Here is a 15,684-nt window from a genome sequence, read left to right on the forward strand (position 1 = left end):
CTGCGGGAAGGGATGCCAACCACGGAGCGCGAGTACGGCGTAAATCCGTTTGTGCCTGTGCGGCGCCGCGCCCAGGTTCTACTATGACGCACGGGGAGGCCGCTGCATGTCTGGAGTTCGTACGCCGGTCGGACCAACCGAGAAGAGTCCCGCGAAGCAGACCGTCACGATCAGCTTCGCCGGGTTCAACCGGCCCTGGGCGGCCTGGATCGGTGACCGACTGGAGCGTCGCGGCCTCCGTGTCGTGTACCTGCGCTGGGACTCCCCGGCGCAGATCCCTCTCGCGGACCTCCTGCGCGACCTGAAGCTCGCCGAGGGCCGAGTCCTCATCATCGTCAGTGAGTGGTACTTCCAGTTGGGCCCGCGCACTCATGAGGAGTGGAACGCGGCCCTGCGCGAGGTCGTGTCACCCGACCCCTCCCGCTTCGCGGCCGTCTCGGTCACCACGAGCCCGGTGCCCGCTGCCACCGCCGTGCTGGCCGCCGCCGACCTGACCAACATGGGCGCCGACGAGGCCGAGCGCCGCCTCCTGGACCGGCTGGACCTGCCGACCGACCGGCTGCCCGAGTCCGCGAACGAGAACCTGCGGGGTCCGCGTTTCCCCGCGGCCATGCCCGAGGTCTGGGGCGGGGTCCCACGCCGCAATACGCGTTTCACTGGCAGGGAGTCGCTCCTCAACGACGCCTACCACCTCCTGCAGACCGCTGAGCCGGGTGCGGGTGTGGTGACGCTGCACGGTATGTCGGGTGTGGGTAAGACGCAGCTCGCCGCCGAGTACGTGTACCGGTTCGGGTCCGAGTACGACGTGGTGTGGTGGGTCAGTGCGGAGAAGCGGGTGACGTATCGGCGTCTGCTCGCGGAGCTGGCCCCGAAGCTCGGCCTGACGACCGGTCAGGAGTACGGGGAGCGTCTGCGTGCCGTTCGTGACTCGCTGCGCCGGGGGGATCCGTATGCCCGTTGGTTGCTGGTGCTGGACGGCGCGGACGAGCCGGATCAGATCTGGGACCTGGTGCCGACCGGTCCGGGTCATGTACTGATCACTTCGCGGAACCCGGAGTGGAGTGAACACAACAGCAAGTTGCTGGACGTGCCCGTCTACGAGCGTTATGAGTCCGTGGCCTTCATCCGTCGTCGTGCGCCGCGGCTCACCGACGCCGAGGCCGACCAGCTCGCCGAGGCGTTGGAGGATCTGCCGCTTCTGCTGGACCAGACGGCCGGCTGGCTCAACGACTCCGATCTGTCGGTCGACGACTACATCGCGCTTTTGGAAGGTGGCATCGACCAGGACGTGGTCAGGGTGTCGGCGGACTTCCCCGTCGCCTTCCAGACGGCGTGGTCGATACTGCTGAACAAGTTGCGTGAGACGGTCCCCGAGTCCGTGGACCTGCTGCGTCTGTGCACGTTCTTCGCACCCGGTTTCATTCCCGTGCGGCTCCTGAAGGAGATGCCGAACGACGAGTTGCCCGAACAGATCGCCGGACTGCTCAACGATCCGCTGCTGTGGAACAAGGCGATCAACCAGCTCCGCCAGTACTCCGTGGTCCGGCTGGAGTCCCACGACACGACCTCCGATGACACGGCGTCCACCGGCGAGTCGCTCTACCTGCACCGCATGGTGCATCAGATCGTCCACAAGGACATGCCGGACGAGGATCGTGGGGAGTTCGTCGAGGTGGTGCGCCGGGCGTTGGCGGCGGCGGATCCGCGCCGCCCGACGGACCCGGATCTGTGGCCCGCGTACGCGGAGATCGTGCCGCACCTGAAGTTCGCGGACGTGCTCAACAGCACCGACTCATCCATTCAGCGTCTGGTCTTCAACTGCCTTCGCTACATGTACTTCTCCGGCGAGTACCGGGCGGGTATCAAACTCGGTGAACGTGCCCTGCGTGCTTGGCGTTCCTTGCTGGGGGAGACCCATCCGCGGATCTGGGAGCTGACGTACCACTACGCCAATCTGTTGCGTGCGGTGGGTGAGTACGGCCGTACGGAGGCCATCGAACGCATTGCCGTCGAGCATCTGCGCGAGGAGCGCGGGCCGCAGGATCTGGAGCACATCCGTGCGGCCAGTGGTCTTGCCGCGGACCTGCGGGGTCTGGCCCGCTACGACGAGGCCCTCGAGATCTCCCAGTGGATTCTGGTGGCCTATCGCGAGCTTCTGGGTGAGCAGGACTCGCGCACCCTCAATGCCCAGAACAATCTCGCGGCCACGCTGGTGTTGCTGGGTCGCTATGACGAGGCCCTGGAGATCGACCGTCGGACCCTGGACGCGCGGCGTCTGCTGCTGAGGGCCCGGCATCCGTGGACGCTGTACTCGGAGATGTCCTACGCGATCGACCTTCGTCTTCTGGGCCGTTACGGCGACGCCGAGTCGATCCAGGCGAGGAACGTGCGCGAGCAGGTCATCGTGATGGGCGCGAACAACCCCTCGACTTTCAAGGCCCAGCACAACCTCGCGTTGTGTCACTACCGCAACGGCGAACGTGACAAGGCGGGACAGCTCTTCACCTCTGTGCTGGAGCGGTCGGAGCGCGTTCTGGGCGAGACGGATCCGGACACGCTCAGGTTCACCATCAGCCAGAGTTGCTTCGCCCGCGAACACGGTGACATCGACCAGGCGCGTGAACTCAGTGAGGCGGTCGTCGCCCGTTACGAGGTGATGCTCGCCGAGGGGCATCCCTTTGTTGCCGGAGCTCGCGCCAACCACGCTCTGATCCTGCGCAGCGTGGGTGAGCGTGAGCAGGCCCACGCCCTGATCGAACAGGCACTGGCGGACATGACCACGGCCGTGGGCGAGAACCACCCCTGGACCCTGGGCTGCGCCATCAACGCCTCGGCCCTGCGCAACCTCGTCGGCGACAGCGAATCCGCGGCCGCCTTGAGCAAGGAGACTGCCGCCCGGGCCGCCGAGGCGCTCGGCCGGACCCACCCGCTGACACTCTCCGCCCGTATCGCCCAGGCCGCCGACCTCCGAGACCTGAGGGACCGTCGACAGGCCGAAAAGCTGGAACAGGAAGCCCTGTCCGACCTCGCCGCGACGCTCGGTACCCAGCATGTGCACACGGTCTCGGCTCGTGCGCGTAGCCGCCCCTTCTGGGACTTCGAGCCTCAGATCACCTGAACCGTCCGAACCGAAGGGCCCGGCCCCGGGAGAATCCCGGGGCCGGGCCCTGTCGTCAGATGTGCTCAGAGGCTCACGCCTCGAACACCTCGCGCACCAGCTGCTCCTGCTCCGCCTGGTGCCGCTTCGCGGAACCGACGGCCGGGGAGGAGCCGTGCGGGCGGGAGATGCGGCGCAGGCGCTCGCTCGGCGGGACGTCCGCGCCGACCGCCAGGTCCAGGTGGTCGATGAGGTTCAGGGCGATGAACGGCCATGCGCCCTGGTTCGCCGGCTCCTCCTGGGCCCACAGGTACTTCTCGGCGTTCGGGTACTTCGCGATCTCCGCCTGGAGCTCGGCACCCGGCAGCGGGTACAGGCGCTCGAGGCGGATGATCGCCGTGTCCGTCACGCCACGCTTGCGGCGCTCCGCGTCGAGGTCGTAGTAGACCTTGCCCGCCGTGAAGACGACCTTGCGGACCGCGGCCGGGTCCACCGAGTCGTCGCCGATGACCGGGCGGAACTGGCCCGTGGTGAACTCCTCCGCCTTGGACGCGGCGGCCTTGAGGCGCAGCATCGACTTCGGCGTGAAGACCACCAGCGGCTTGTGGTGCGGGTTGTGCGACTGCCACCGCAGGAGGTGGAAGTAGTTCGACGGGAGGGTGGGCATGGCCACCGTCATGTTGTTCTGGGCGCAGAGCTGCAGGAACCGCTCCGGGCGGGCCGAGGAGTGGTCCGGGCCCTGGCCCTCGTAGCCGTGCGGGAGCAGGAGCGTGACGCCGGACGTCTGGCCCCACTTCTGCTCGGCCGACGAGATGAACTCGTCCACGACGGTCTGCGCGCCGTTGACGAAGTCGCCGAACTGGGCCTCCCACATCACCAGCGCGTTCGGACGGGCCAGCGAGTAGCCGTACTCGAAGCCCATCGCCGCGTACTCGGACAGGAGGGAGTCGTAGACGTTGTAGCGCGCCTGGTCCTCGGACAGGTACAGCAGCGGCGTGTAGTCCTCGCCCGTCTCGCGGTCGATGAGGACCGCGTGGCGCTGGCCGAACGTGCCGCGGCGCGAGTCCTGGCCCGACAGACGGACCGGGACGCCCTCGAGCAGCAGCGAGCCGATCGCGAGGGTCTCGCCCATGCCCCAGTCGATCGTGCCGTCCTCGACCATCGCTGCCCGGCGCTGCAGCTGAGGCAGCAGACGCGGGTGGACGGTGATGTGGTCGGGGATGTTGACCTGGGACTCGGCGATCCGCTTGACGACCTCGGCGGACACGGCCGTGTCGACCGCCACCGGGAAGCCGTCCTGCGGGCCCTGTGCGGCGGCCGCGGCCGGCTGCGACGTGGCCTCGCGGACCTCCGTGAAGACCTTCTCGAGCTGGCCCTGGTAGTCCTGCAGAGCCTGCTCGGCCTCCTCCAGGGTGATGTCGCCCCGGCCGATCAGCGACTCGGTGTACAGCTTGCGCACCGAGCGCTTCTTGTCGATCAGGTCGTACATCAGCGGCTGGGTGAAGGCCGGGTTGTCCGACTCGTTGTGACCGCGGCGGCGGTAGCAGATGAGGTCGATCACCACGTCCTTGTTGAACGCCTGGCGGAACTCGAAGGCCAGACGTGCGACGCGCACGACCGCCTCCGGGTCGTCGCCGTTCACGTGGAAGATCGGGGCCTCGATCATGCGGGCCACGTCCGTGGCGTACATCGAGGAACGCGACGACTCGGGGGCCGCCGTGAAGCCGACCTGGTTGTTGATGACGATGTGGACCGTGCCGCCCGTGCGGTAGCCGCGCAGCTGCGACATGTTCAGGGTCTCGGCCACCACGCCCTGGCCCGCGAAGGCCGCGTCGCCGTGGATCGCCACCGGCATGACCGTGAAGTCCGTGCCGCCCTTGTTGATGATGTCCTGCTTGGCGCGGGAGACACCCTCAAGGACCGGGTCCACCGCCTCCAGGTGCGACGGGTTCGCGACCAGGGAGACCTTGATCTGCTCGCCGTCCAGGCCGGTGAAGGTGCCCTCGGCGCCCAGGTGGTACTTCACGTCGCCGGAGCCGTGCATCGACTTCGGGTCGAGGTTGCCCTCGAACTCACGGAAGATCTGCGCGTAGGACTTGCCGACGATGTTCGCGAGGACGTTCAGCCGGCCGCGGTGGGCCATGCCGATGACGACCTCGTCCAGGCGCGACTCGGCAGCGCTGTCGATGACCGCGTCGAGCAGCGGGATGACCGACTCGCCGCCCTCCAGGGAGAAGCGCTTCTGGCCGACGTACTTCGTCTGCAGGAAGGTCTCGAAGGCCTCCGCCGCGTTCAGGCGGCGCAGGATGCGCAGCTGCTCCTCGCGCTCCGGCTTTGAGTGCGGGCGCTCCACGCGGTCCTGGATCCACTTGCGCTGCTTGGGGTCCTGGATGTGCATGTACTCGATGCCGGTGGTGCGGCAGTACGAGTCACGCAGCACGCCGAGGATGTCACGCAGCCGCATCATCGACTTGCCGGCGAAGCCGCCGACCGCGAACTCGCGCTCCAGGTCCCACAGGGTGAGGCCGTGCTCGGTGATGTCCAGGTCGGGGTGCTTGCGCTGCTGGTACTCCAGCGGGTCGGTGTCGGCCATGACGTGGCCGCGGACCCGGTAGGAGTGGATCAGCTCGAAGACACGGGCCGCCTTGGTGACGTCGTCGTCGTGGGAGGCGTCGATGTCCCGGAGCCAGCGGACCGGCTCGTACGGGATGCGCAGGGCCTTGAAGATCTCGTCGTAGAACTCCTTCTCGCCGAGGAGGAGGTTCGCGACGACGCGCAGGAACTCGCCGGAGGCGGCGCCCTGGATCACTCGGTGGTCGTAGGTCGACGTGAGCGTCATGACCTTCGAGACGCCGAGCTTGTTCAGGGTGTCCTGGGAGGTGCCCTGGAACTCCGCCGGGTAGTCCATCGAGCCGACGCCCATGATCACCGACTGGCCGGGCATCAGACGCGGGACGGAGTGGACGGTGCCGAGGCCGCCGGGGTTGGTGAGGGAGACCGTCACGCCGGTGAAGTCGTCCATCGTCAGCTTGCCGTCGCGGGCGCGGCGGACGATGTCCTCGTAGGCCTGCCAGAACTCGAAGAAGTTGAGGGTGTCGGCCTTCTTGATCGCCGCGACGACGAGCTGGCGGTCACCGTTCGGCTTCACCAGGTCGATGGCGAGGCCGAGGTTGACGTGCTCCGGCTTGACGAGGGTGGGCTTGCCGTCCTTCTGCGCGAACGACCAGTTCATCGACGGCATGGCCTTGATGGCCTGGACCATCGCGTAGCCGATCAGGTGCGTGAAGGAGATCTTCCCGCCCCGGGCGCGCTTGAGGTGGTTGTTGATGACGATGCGGTTGTCGAAGAGCAGCTTCACCGGGACCGCGCGCACGGACGTGGCCGTGGGCAGCTCCAGGGAGGCGTTCATGTTCTTCGCGACGGCAGCGGCGGGGCCGCGGAGCGTCACCAGTTCGGGGCCAGCGGGGGCCTCGGCCACGGGCTCGTCCTTCTTCGGCTTGGCGGGGGCCGCAGCGGGCTTCGCGGCGGCGGGGGCGGCAGGCTGGGCCGGGGCGGGCGCGGCAGGCTGCGGAGCGGCCGGAGCCGGAGCGGCCGGGGCCTGCGGCACTGCGGGAGTCGCAGGAGCGGCGGGCGCCGCCGCGGTGGGCGCGGCCTGGACCGTCGGGGTGGCAGTACCCGCCGCAGCCGAGGAGGCAGCCGCCCCCGGCTTGTAGTCGGCGAAGAAGTCCCACCAGGCACGGTCTACCGAATTCGGGTCCTGGAGGTACTGCTGATAGATCTCGTCGACGAGCCACTCGTTCGGGCCGAACGCGGCAGCGGGGTTCTTCCCGGCATGATCGTCGGTCGAGACACTCGAGTTACTGGGGGACTGTGGCGACACGGCGGCAACCGCCCTCTTCCGCTTCGCAAGGTGATGGGACAGCGGGGATTAAGGCTACGCCTCCCCGACCGGGAAGGTCAGGTCGGACCGCTTCAACGTCGTGTATGTCACATCGGAAAGCGTGTTTCAGGGGTGGAATTGGCGGGAAACAAGCGTGGTTCCGGTTTGAAACGGGTACGACGACCGCCGGCCCGGTTCGGACAGTGCGCGGGCCTCTGCCTGATCACATGTGCGCCCGTCTGCGGGACGCCATGGATCTTGTTGCTCCGCTTCGAACTTTACGTCAACTTGGCACAGAAGGCTCTCCCGGAAGGGTGACCTGGATACGGCAGCCGCGTGCGGATTCGGCCACGCCGATCCGGCCACCGTGCAGATCCACGGCCCAGCGGGCGATCGCAAGTCCCAAGCCTGTGCCGCCGTCGCTGCCCGGCCCGTGCGGCCGGCTCATGGACCCGCGGTTGAAGCGTTCGAAGACCCGGTGCCACTCCGACTGAGGGATGCCGGGGCCCTCGTCCAGCACCTCCAGCTCCAGGGACTCCGGGGCGGGGCCGGGCCGGGCCTTCACCGTTACGCGGCCGTGCGGGGGACTGTGCTTGACCGCGTTGTCGATCAGATTGGCGACGACCTGGTGGAGGCGCTCGGGGTCCGCGCGCGCCGTGAGCTCCGGCGGGGAGACGTCGAGGTGCAGATGGACGTCCGTACGGGTGTGGCTGCCGGTGTCCGAGGCGATGCCCGCGCGTGCGGACGAGACCATCTGGGCCTCCTTGAGGACGCCCGAGAGATAGGGCCACACCTCGAAGCGGCGCTTCTTCAGCGGGACGACACCGTTGTCCAGGCGTGAGAGGTCCAGCAGGGTCTCCACCAGGCGCCCCAGGCGCTCGGTCTGCTGCAGGGCCGTGCGCATCGTCTCGGGGTCTGCCTCGGTGATCCCGTCCACGATGTTCTCCAGCACCGCGCGCAGACCCGCGGTGGGCGTGCGCAGCTCGTGCGAGACGTTCGCCACCAGTTCCTTGCGCTGGCGGTCCTGTGCCTCCAGTTCGTCGGCCATGAGGTTGATCGTGTGGGCCAGGTCACCCAGCTCGTCCCGGCGGTGGTCACGGACCCGGCGCGAGTAGTCGCCGTGCGAGATCGAGCGGGCCACCCTGTTCATCTCGTCCAGTGGCGCGGTGAGCGAGTGCGCCACGAACTGTGTGATCAGCAGGGTGGCGATCATCGAGAACACCGTGATGAAGCGCAGTTCCGTCGCTGTGCGCACCGCGATCATCAGCAGGACCGTGGTGATCAGCACCGATATGACGACCAGCGCGCCCAGCTTGGTCTTGATCGAGAACGGGCGTAGGCCGCCCCAGGGTTCCCCGGGGCCCCTGCGTGGGGTCGGCCCGCCGCTCATGGCGTCGGTGTCTCCAGCGCGTAGCCGACGCCGTGCACGGTACGGATGCGTTCCGCGCCGATCTTCCGCCGCAGCGCCTTGATGTGGCTGTCCACGGTGCGTGTGCCCGAGGCGTCCGCCCAGTCCCACACCTCCGCGAGCAGCTGCTCGCGGGAGAGCACGGCGCGCGGTGTGTTGGCCAGGCACACGAGCAGGTCGAACTCGGTGGGCGTCAGATGGACGTCCTCGCTGCGCACCCGGACCCGGCGCTGTGCGTGGTCGATCTCCAGCTCGCCCAGCCGCAACATGCCGCTGCGCGGCGTCGCGGCGGCCAGCGCGGCCCGCTCCACGCGGCGCAGCAGGACGTGTACCCGCGCCGCCAGCTCCCGCAACGAGAACGGCTTGGTCATGTAGTCGTCGGCGCCGACGCCGAGCCCGACCAGCATGTCCGTCTCGTCGTCGCGCGCAGTGAGCATCAGTACCGGCACCGGGCGCTGCGCCTGCACGCGACGGCAGACCTCCAGGCCGTCGAAGCCCGGCAGCATGATGTCGAGGATCAGCAGGTCCGGCTGCCAGGCCTCGGCCGTGTCCACGGCCGCCGGGCCGTCGCCTGCCGTTTGCACGAGGAATCCCTCGGCGCGCAAGCGGGCGGCGATGGCGTCGACGATCGTCGGGTCGTCCTCGACCACGAGGACCCGCCGCTGGGCGCCCGGGGTCGCCGTCGTGCCGTTGTGCGAGGTGTGTGTCTGCTCCATCGCCCGCCCCTGAGTGTGCTTTCCGGAATCCGTGGGGTGATCCCATGACTGCGCTTGACGCATGAGTGATCCGCGTCAGTGAAGCAGCGTACGGGGAGTTACCGCGAGTCGGCTATCCAGGTCTGACGGCCAGGTGCACGACGTCGGGAACGCCCCGGGCAACGGCGACCTCTTCGGTACGCACTTGCTGGAACCCGGCATTCCGTAGGGTTTCCTCGAATTCCGGAGAAGGCTGCGCAGACCACACCGCCAATACGCCACCAGGTGTCAACATCCTTGCACAGCTTGCGAGTCCGGAGGCCGAGTACAGACTGTCGTTGTCCTCCGTGACCGTCCAGTCGGGCCCGTTGTCGATGTCGAGGCACAGCGCGTCGTACGTGTCCGACGTCTCATGGACGTAACGGACGAGATCGGCTTCGAGGATGCCGGCGCGCGGGTCGGCGAGTGCCTGGGCGGAGAGCGCGGACAGTGGGCCGTCGAGGTGCCAGTCGATGATGGCGCGCTCACGTTCGACGACGGTGATACGTCCCCAGCGCGGGTTCTCGGCGGCGTGTGCGAGCGAGAAGCCGACGCCGAGGCCGCCGATCAGCACGCTCGGTCGCGGACGCCCGGCGAGGGCGTCGTACGCGATGTCGACGAGGAGCCGTTCCGAGCGCCCGTCGGAGGTGTCCATCAGGAAACACCCGTTGGCGATGATCTGCAGCAGGCCGCCGTGCCGCCGCAGCACGACCTCGCCGTTGGGTCCCTGGCGACGGTCCAGGATCTGTGGGGTGTCGTAGACGTCGTGCGGATGAGGCATGGGTCCCATTCTGGTGAGGCGGAGCCTTGTGGACGAGCGGTTTCCGACGGCGGGGGAGTGCTGGACGGGCGGTGGGAGGCTCCGGGGCGCGCCGCGAACGGGTCGTCCACGCCCGGCAGATGCCCGGGAGCCCCAGTGAGCCGTGAACTGCCGTTCACCCCATACGTCCCTGAGCCGGGTGAAACACTTAGGGAGTTGCTGTGAATCCGCCTCTCATGTGGCATCGGTCATGGACAGCGACCCGCGGGGCACCAAGGGTGGGATGTGAGGGAAGGAGTGCCGCACTTGGAACGCACGGCCTCGGCGGCTGACGCCACGCTCAGGGCTCCCGGAACGGGCCTGCCGCTCCTGGACGGAGTGCCGTGCCAGCGCACGGCCCCGCTTCCCCGCGTTCCGCCCCCGGCGCCCAGGACGGTCCCGCGCCCCTGGCTGCTCCTGCCCACCCCCAAGGGCACGCCCTTCACCTTCGGGTACACCGCGGTCCTCGTCGTGACGTCCCTGTTCGCCAAGTACGCCGACCCGTCGCTCGTGACCGCCCTGTACCGGGAGTCCAGCACCGATGTCGCGCACCTGACGCAGAGTCCGGCGCTGGTGCTGGTCGCCAGCGCGCTGTGGATCGCGGGCGGTGTGACCTCGGCGTTCATGCTCGTCTTCCTGCTCGTGCTGACGGCACTGGAACGTCGCATAGGCGGTGTGCGCACGGCCGTCGTCTTCCTGTTCGGCCACGTGCTCGCGACCCTGGCCACCGAGATCCCGGTCGGCGTCTCGGTGCTGGCCGGAGAGCTGCCCCGTAGTTCTCTGCACCGCCTCGACTACGGCATCAGCTTCGGCGTCGCGGCGAGCGTCGGCGCGCTGACGGGCCTGCTGCGGCCGTGGCTGCGCTGGACGATGCTCATCGGGTTCGGCGCCATGCTGCTCCAGGACCTGATCGCTTATGTGGACCCGCTGTCGGACTGGGGCCATCTGCTGTCCCTCGCGATAGGCGTCGGGATGTGGCCGCTGGTGCGGCGGTGGCGGCGGACCGGTCCCCGGCTGCCCCGGGGGTAGCCGGGGACCGGGTCCGGCCGCCGGACCGCGGACGGGTCAGGGCGCCGGCGGCGTCCACACGTACGGTGTCGTCGTGGTGACCGCCTGGAAACCCAGCCGGCGCAGGATCGGGGCGCTGTCGTCGGACGCGTCCACATGGAGGTAGCGGACTCCGCGTTCCACGGCGAGTGCGGCGCGCACCGCCACGAGGGCACGGTAGATGCCCAGGCCCCGCCACTTGGCGAGCGTCGAGCCGCCCCACAGGCTGGCGAACTCCGTCCCCGCCCGGAACGCAAGCCAGGCCGCGGAGACCACCTCCCCGTCCGCCTCGGCGACATAGATCGCGATCTCGTCCGGCGCGGCGGCGACCCGGTCGATCAGGTCGTCCGCGAGCCAACTCCAGTCCTGCTCCCAGACGGCGGACTCCATGGCGGCGATACGGCGCATGTCCGCGTCGGCCGTGACGCGCCGCAGCGTGACGCCCTCCGGCAGGACGGGCTGCCTCGCGGCCATCCCCCCGGCGCGGCCGATGAGCACTGTCTCCTGGTCCTCGGGGACGAAGCCCGCGGCGTGCAGCCGAGCGGTGATGTCGGCCGGGGTGTCGTGCCCGCGGGTCTTCCACTCCAGCGCCTCGCCCCGGGCGGCGAAGAAGTCGCGCTGACGGGCGATCAGCCGGTCGAGTTCCGTGCCGTCCACCCCGAGGTCGCGCGGCCCGCTGACGAACCCCCGGAACTGGCCGACGATCCGCAGCAGCGGACCGTCCTGCTCGTACGTCACGCCGACGGGAGGGGTGGGCGGGGCGCCGCGCATCTGGTCGTCGTAGGCGGCGAGCAGGATCTCTGTGTCAGTCATGCGGGAGACCGTACGGGTGGCGGTGCCCGGCGGGGCAACTGCTTTTCGCCGGGCGGAGCGTGGCCGGATCGTCGGGCACGGGGACGACCGTGCACGGGTCGCCGCCGCGTGACCGGAAGGGGATCTCGAGCGCGAGGCGGCGCCGTGCCTCCGAGGCGCGACACCGGCGGCGGGTGAGCCCGGAACGTGCTCCTTCCTGTCCGAGCCGGCCACTCGCCCCAGCTCCAGGCGTGATCGCTCACAGCGAACACGCGTCGGGGAACAATCTCTCCCGCTCGCGCATTGAGTCGGCATAACTCAACTTGACTGCCGAAGGGAACATCATGGCTTCGACGTCCGCACCGCTCACTCTGCCCGTGCTGCCGCTCGACGACGAGGTCGTGCTGCCCGGAATGGTGGTTCCGCTGGACCTGAACGACGCCGACGTGCGCGCCGCGGTGGAGGCCGCCCAGGCCGCCGCGCGCTCGGAACGCGGCAAGCCGAGGGTGCTCCTGGTGCCTCGGATCGACGGGGCTTACCCGAGTACCGGTGTGCTCGGCACCGTCGAGCAGGTCGGCCGACTCGCCGACGGTGACCCGGGCGCCCTGATCCGCGGTCTCGGCAGGGTGCGGATCGGTGCCGGGACGACGGGACCGGGTGCCGCGCTGTGGGTCGAGGGGACGCGGGTCGACGAGACCGTTCCCGAGCCGCTGCCCGGACATGTCACCGAGCTGGTCAAGGAGTACAAGGCGCTTGCCACCAGTTGGCTGAGGAAGCGCGGCGCCTGGCAGGTCGTGGACCGCGTCCAGGCCATCGACGATGTCTCCGCGCTCGCCGACAACTCCGGTTACTCACCCTTCCTGACCACCGAGCAGAAGGTGGAACTCCTTCAGACCGCCGACCCGGTGGCCCGGCTGAAGCTCGCCACCCAGCAGTTGCGCGAACACCTCGCCGAGCAGGACGTCGCCGAGTCCATCGCCAAGGACGTCCAGGACGGCGTCGACAAGCAGCAGCGCGAGTTCCTGCTGCGCCGTCAGCTGGAGGCCGTCCGCAAGGAACTGCGCCAGCTGAACGGCGACACCGCGGAAGGCGAGGAGTCCGACGACTACCGGGCCCGCGTGGAGGCCGCCGACCTTCCCGAGAAGGTCCGCGAGGCCGCCCTCAAAGAGGTCGACAAGCTGGAGCGGGCCTCCGACCAGTCGCCCGAGGGCTCGTGGATCCGCACGTGGCTGGACACGGTGCTCGAACTGCCGTGGAACGAACGCAGCGAGGACGCGTATGACATCCAGGGCGCCAAGGCGGTCCTGGACGCCGAGCACGCGGGCCTCGAGGACGTGAAGGAGCGGATCACCGAATACCTGGCGGTGCGCAAGCGCCGCGCCGAGCGAGGTCTGGGTGTCGTCGGCGGGCGGCGCGGAGGTGCCGTGCTGGCGCTCGTCGGGCCCCCTGGTGTGGGAAAGACGAGTTTGGGCAAATCGGTCGCGCACGCCATGGGGCGCGAGTTCGTCCGGGTGGCGCTCGGCGGCGTACGCGACGAAGCCGAGATCCGCGGCCACCGGCGTACGTATGTCGGCGCGCTGCCCGGCCGTATCGTCCGCGCCATCAAGGAGGCCGGTTCGATGAACCCGGTCGTCCTGCTCGACGAGATCGACAAGGTGGGCTCCGACTTCCGTGGCGACCCGGCCGCGGCCCTCCTGGAGGTCCTGGACCCGGCGCAGAACCACACTTTCCGGGACCACTACCTGGAAGTCGAACTCGACCTGTCCGACGTGGTGTTCCTGGCCACCGCGAACGTCCTCGAAGCCATCCCGGAGGCTCTGCTCGACCGCATGGAACTGGTCCGCCTGGACGGCTACACCGAGGACGAGAAGGTCGTCATCGCCCGCGACCACCTGCTCCCGCGCCAGCTGGAGCGAGCGGGACTGGACGCGGACGAGGTCATCGTCGAGGAGGGCGCACTGCGCAGGCTCGCCGGCGAGTACACCAGGGAGGCGGGCGTGCGAAACCTGGAGCGCTCGATCGCGCGGCTGCTCCGCAAGGTCGCGGCCCAGCACGAACTGGGCGCCAGGGAACTGCCGTTCACCGTCCGGGACGAGGACCTGCGCGGGCTGCTCGGGCGTCCGCACCACGTGCCCGAGTCCGCCCAGGACCCGGCCGAGCGGCGCACGGCCGTCCCCGGGGTGGCGACCGGTCTCGCGGTCACCGGCGCGGGCGGTGACGTCCTCTATGTGGAGGCGTCGCTGGCCGACCCGGAGACGGGAGCGGCGGGCCTGACCCTCACCGGTCAGCTCGGCGACGTGATGAAGGAGTCGGCGCAGATCGCGCTGAGCTTCCTGCGCTCCCACGGCGCCGAACTGGAACTGCCGGTCGGCGACCTCAAGGACCGCGGTGTGCACATTCACTTCCCGGCGGGCGCGGTCCCCAAGGACGGCCCGAGCGCGGGCATCACGATGACGACCGCGCTGGCCTCGCTCCTGTCCGGCCGTCTGGTCCGTACGGATGTGGCGATGACGGGCGAGGTGTCGCTGACCGGTCGCGTCCTGCCCATCGGCGGAGTGAAGCAGAAGCTGCTCGCCGCACACCGGGCCGGTGTGACGACCGTCGTCATCCCGAAGCGCAACGAGCCCGACCTGGACGACGTCCCGGCCGAGGTACTGGACAAGCTGGACGTCCACACCGTCACGGACGTCCGCCAGGTCCTGGAGCTGGCGCTCGCGCCGGCCGCCGACGAGGCGGCGCCGGAGATTCCGGTGGCGGCCTGAGGCACGCCACCGGAAGGGCAAGGCCCAGGTCCCGTGAGGGAGACCTGGGCTTCGCCCTGCGCAGGTGCGTCAGCCGTTGGCGAGGGCCTGGACCCGGTCCAACGCCCCGTTGCTGTGCTTGTCCGGGGGGCGGCCCCCGGACCCCCGGCCGGGGTGGTGTGGCGCTAGCCGTTGGCGAGGGCCTGGACCCGGTCCAACGCCCCGTTGCTGTGCTTGTCCGGGGGGCGACCTCCGGACCCCCGGCCGGGGCGGTGTGGCGCTAGCCGTTGGCGAGGGCCTGGACCCGGTCCAACGCCCCGTTGAACTTGTCGTGGTCACCGACCGTCGGGCCTGACGACGTGTACTGCCACATGGTGTAGTACGACCATCCGGCCGGGAGCGTGCCCGGGTCGGAGGCGTAGCGGGCGATCCACAGCGGGTGGGTGGAGGCGAAGCCGCCGTAGTTGCCGGTGCACTGCGTCCACCAGCTGGTGGCCGTGTAGATCACGGCGTCGCGGCTGGTGCGGGCCTTGTAGGTGTTCATGAAGTCGGCGATCCAGCTCACCATCGCGCTCGCCGACTTGCCGTAGCAGGCGGCGCCGTAAGGGTTCCACTCGATGTCGAGCACGCCGGGAAGGGTCTTGCCGTCCTTGGACCAGCCGCCGCCGTGGTCGACGAAGTAGTTGGCCTGGGTGGCGCCGCTCGTGGTGTCCGGGGTCGCGAAGTGGTAGGCGCCGCGGATCATGCCGATGTTGTAGGAGCCGTTGTACTGCTGGGCGAAGTAGGGGTTCGTGTAGTACGTCCCCTCCGTCGCCTTGGTGTAGGCCCACTTGACCCCGCTGTTCCACAGGGTCGACCAGGCCACGTTGCCCTGGTAGCCGGAGACGTCGACGCCTTCGGTCTGGGTGGCGTCCGCGCCGCTGGGCGTGCCGTTCTGGCCGTCGTGCGCCAGAACGCCCATGCCCATGGTGGCGGAGCCGCGTGTCGGGGTGTCGGCGGCGTGGGCCGGGAGGGAGAACAGGAGGGAGAACGCGACGAGCAGAAGTCCGGCCGCGAACAGGCGCGGGCGCCGGACCGATCCGGGTCTGTGCACGAGCATGACGTGCCTCCGAGTGGCTCGGTGGAGCTCGGTGGGGGGAACGCTCGGTGCGCCGGCGGGCTCGTGCCGGGTGCGCGGAGGGTACGG

Annotated in this window: 9 protein-coding genes; 3 read left to right on the forward strand and 6 right to left on the reverse strand. The window is 69.4% G+C overall.

Annotated features, from left to right (window positions below; all coding sequences use genetic code 11):
• Positions 1 to 106 precede the first annotated feature (106 nt).
• A complete protein-coding gene (gene fxsT, locus ACWDEX_RS22950) occupies positions 107 to 3,118 on the forward strand; it encodes an FxSxx-COOH system tetratricopeptide repeat protein (protein WP_450465651.1) in 3,012 nt (1,003 codons plus the stop codon).
• Between the two features lie 73 nt (positions 3,119 to 3,191).
• Here fxsT and ACWDEX_RS22955 read toward each other — a convergent pair whose 3' ends face one another.
• From ACWDEX_RS22955 to ACWDEX_RS22970, 4 genes are all read right to left on the reverse strand, one after another.
• A complete protein-coding gene (locus tag ACWDEX_RS22955; RefSeq protein ID WP_450465652.1) occupies positions 3,192 to 6,977 on the reverse strand; it encodes a multifunctional oxoglutarate decarboxylase/oxoglutarate dehydrogenase thiamine pyrophosphate-binding subunit/dihydrolipoyllysine-residue succinyltransferase subunit in 3,786 nt (1,261 codons plus the stop codon).
• A gap of 283 nt (positions 6,978 to 7,260) precedes the next feature.
• Complete coding sequence (locus ACWDEX_RS22960; RefSeq protein ID WP_450465653.1) at positions 7,261 to 8,367, reverse strand: sensor histidine kinase; 1,107 nt, start codon at positions 8,365 to 8,367, stop codon at positions 7,261 to 7,263.
• Complete coding sequence (locus ACWDEX_RS22965) at positions 8,364 to 9,101, reverse strand: response regulator transcription factor (protein WP_450465654.1); 738 nt, start codon at positions 9,099 to 9,101, stop codon at positions 8,364 to 8,366. Before ACWDEX_RS22965 ends, ACWDEX_RS22960 begins: the two co-directional genes overlap by 4 nt.
• A 112-nt stretch (positions 9,102 to 9,213) precedes the next feature.
• Positions 9,214 to 9,900, reverse strand: coding sequence for a spermidine synthase (locus ACWDEX_RS22970; RefSeq protein WP_450465655.1), 687 nt, complete (start codon positions 9,898 to 9,900; stop codon positions 9,214 to 9,216).
• 285 nt (positions 9,901 to 10,185) lie between these two features.
• Here ACWDEX_RS22970 and ACWDEX_RS22975 point away from each other — a divergent pair, with 285 nt between their 5' ends.
• Positions 10,186 to 10,947: a rhomboid-like protein gene (locus tag ACWDEX_RS22975; protein ID WP_450465657.1), complete on the forward strand. Its 762-nt coding sequence runs from the start codon at positions 10,186 to 10,188 to the stop codon at positions 10,945 to 10,947.
• Positions 10,948 to 10,983: 36 nt separating this feature from the next.
• Here ACWDEX_RS22975 and ACWDEX_RS22980 read toward each other — a convergent pair whose 3' ends face one another.
• Positions 10,984 to 11,778 carry a GNAT family N-acetyltransferase gene (locus tag ACWDEX_RS22980; protein ID WP_450465658.1) on the reverse strand — a complete coding sequence of 265 codons (795 nt, stop codon included), beginning with the start codon at positions 11,776 to 11,778 and terminating at the stop codon, positions 10,984 to 10,986.
• A gap of 323 nt (positions 11,779 to 12,101) precedes the next feature.
• On the opposite strand from ACWDEX_RS22980, the gene lon reads away from it, so the two are divergent.
• Positions 12,102 to 14,519, forward strand: coding sequence for an endopeptidase La (gene lon, locus ACWDEX_RS22985; protein WP_450465659.1), 2,418 nt, complete (start codon positions 12,102 to 12,104; stop codon positions 14,517 to 14,519).
• 259 nt (positions 14,520 to 14,778) lie between these two features.
• Here lon and ACWDEX_RS22990 read toward each other — a convergent pair whose 3' ends face one another.
• Complete coding sequence (locus tag ACWDEX_RS22990) at positions 14,779 to 15,597, reverse strand: lysozyme (protein ID WP_450465660.1); 819 nt, start codon at positions 15,595 to 15,597, stop codon at positions 14,779 to 14,781.
• Positions 15,598 to 15,684: the final 87 nt, after the last annotated feature.

This window comes from Streptomyces sp. NPDC001020 (assembly GCF_053599115.1).

What these genes read in the sequence shown, in the direction of transcription:
- fxsT (WP_450465651.1), top strand. Translation starts at nt 107, where the DNA reads ATGTCTGGAGTTCGTACGCCGGTCGGACCAACCGAGAAGAGTCCCGCG.
- ACWDEX_RS22960 (WP_450465653.1), bottom strand. Translation starts at nt 8,367, where the DNA reads ATGAGCGGCGGGCCGACCCCACGCAGGGGCCCCGGGGAACCCTGGGGC.
- ACWDEX_RS22965 (WP_450465654.1), bottom strand. Translation starts at nt 9,101, where the DNA reads ATGGAGCAGACACACACCTCGCACAACGGCACGACGGCGACCCCGGGC.
- ACWDEX_RS22970 (WP_450465655.1), bottom strand. Translation starts at nt 9,900, where the DNA reads ATGCCTCATCCGCACGACGTCTACGACACCCCACAGATCCTGGACCGT.
- ACWDEX_RS22980 (WP_450465658.1), bottom strand. Translation starts at nt 11,778, where the DNA reads ATGACTGACACAGAGATCCTGCTCGCCGCCTACGACGACCAGATGCGC.
- lon (WP_450465659.1), top strand. Translation starts at nt 12,102, where the DNA reads ATGGCTTCGACGTCCGCACCGCTCACTCTGCCCGTGCTGCCGCTCGAC.
- ACWDEX_RS22990 (WP_450465660.1), bottom strand. Translation starts at nt 15,597, where the DNA reads ATGCTCGTGCACAGACCCGGATCGGTCCGGCGCCCGCGCCTGTTCGCG.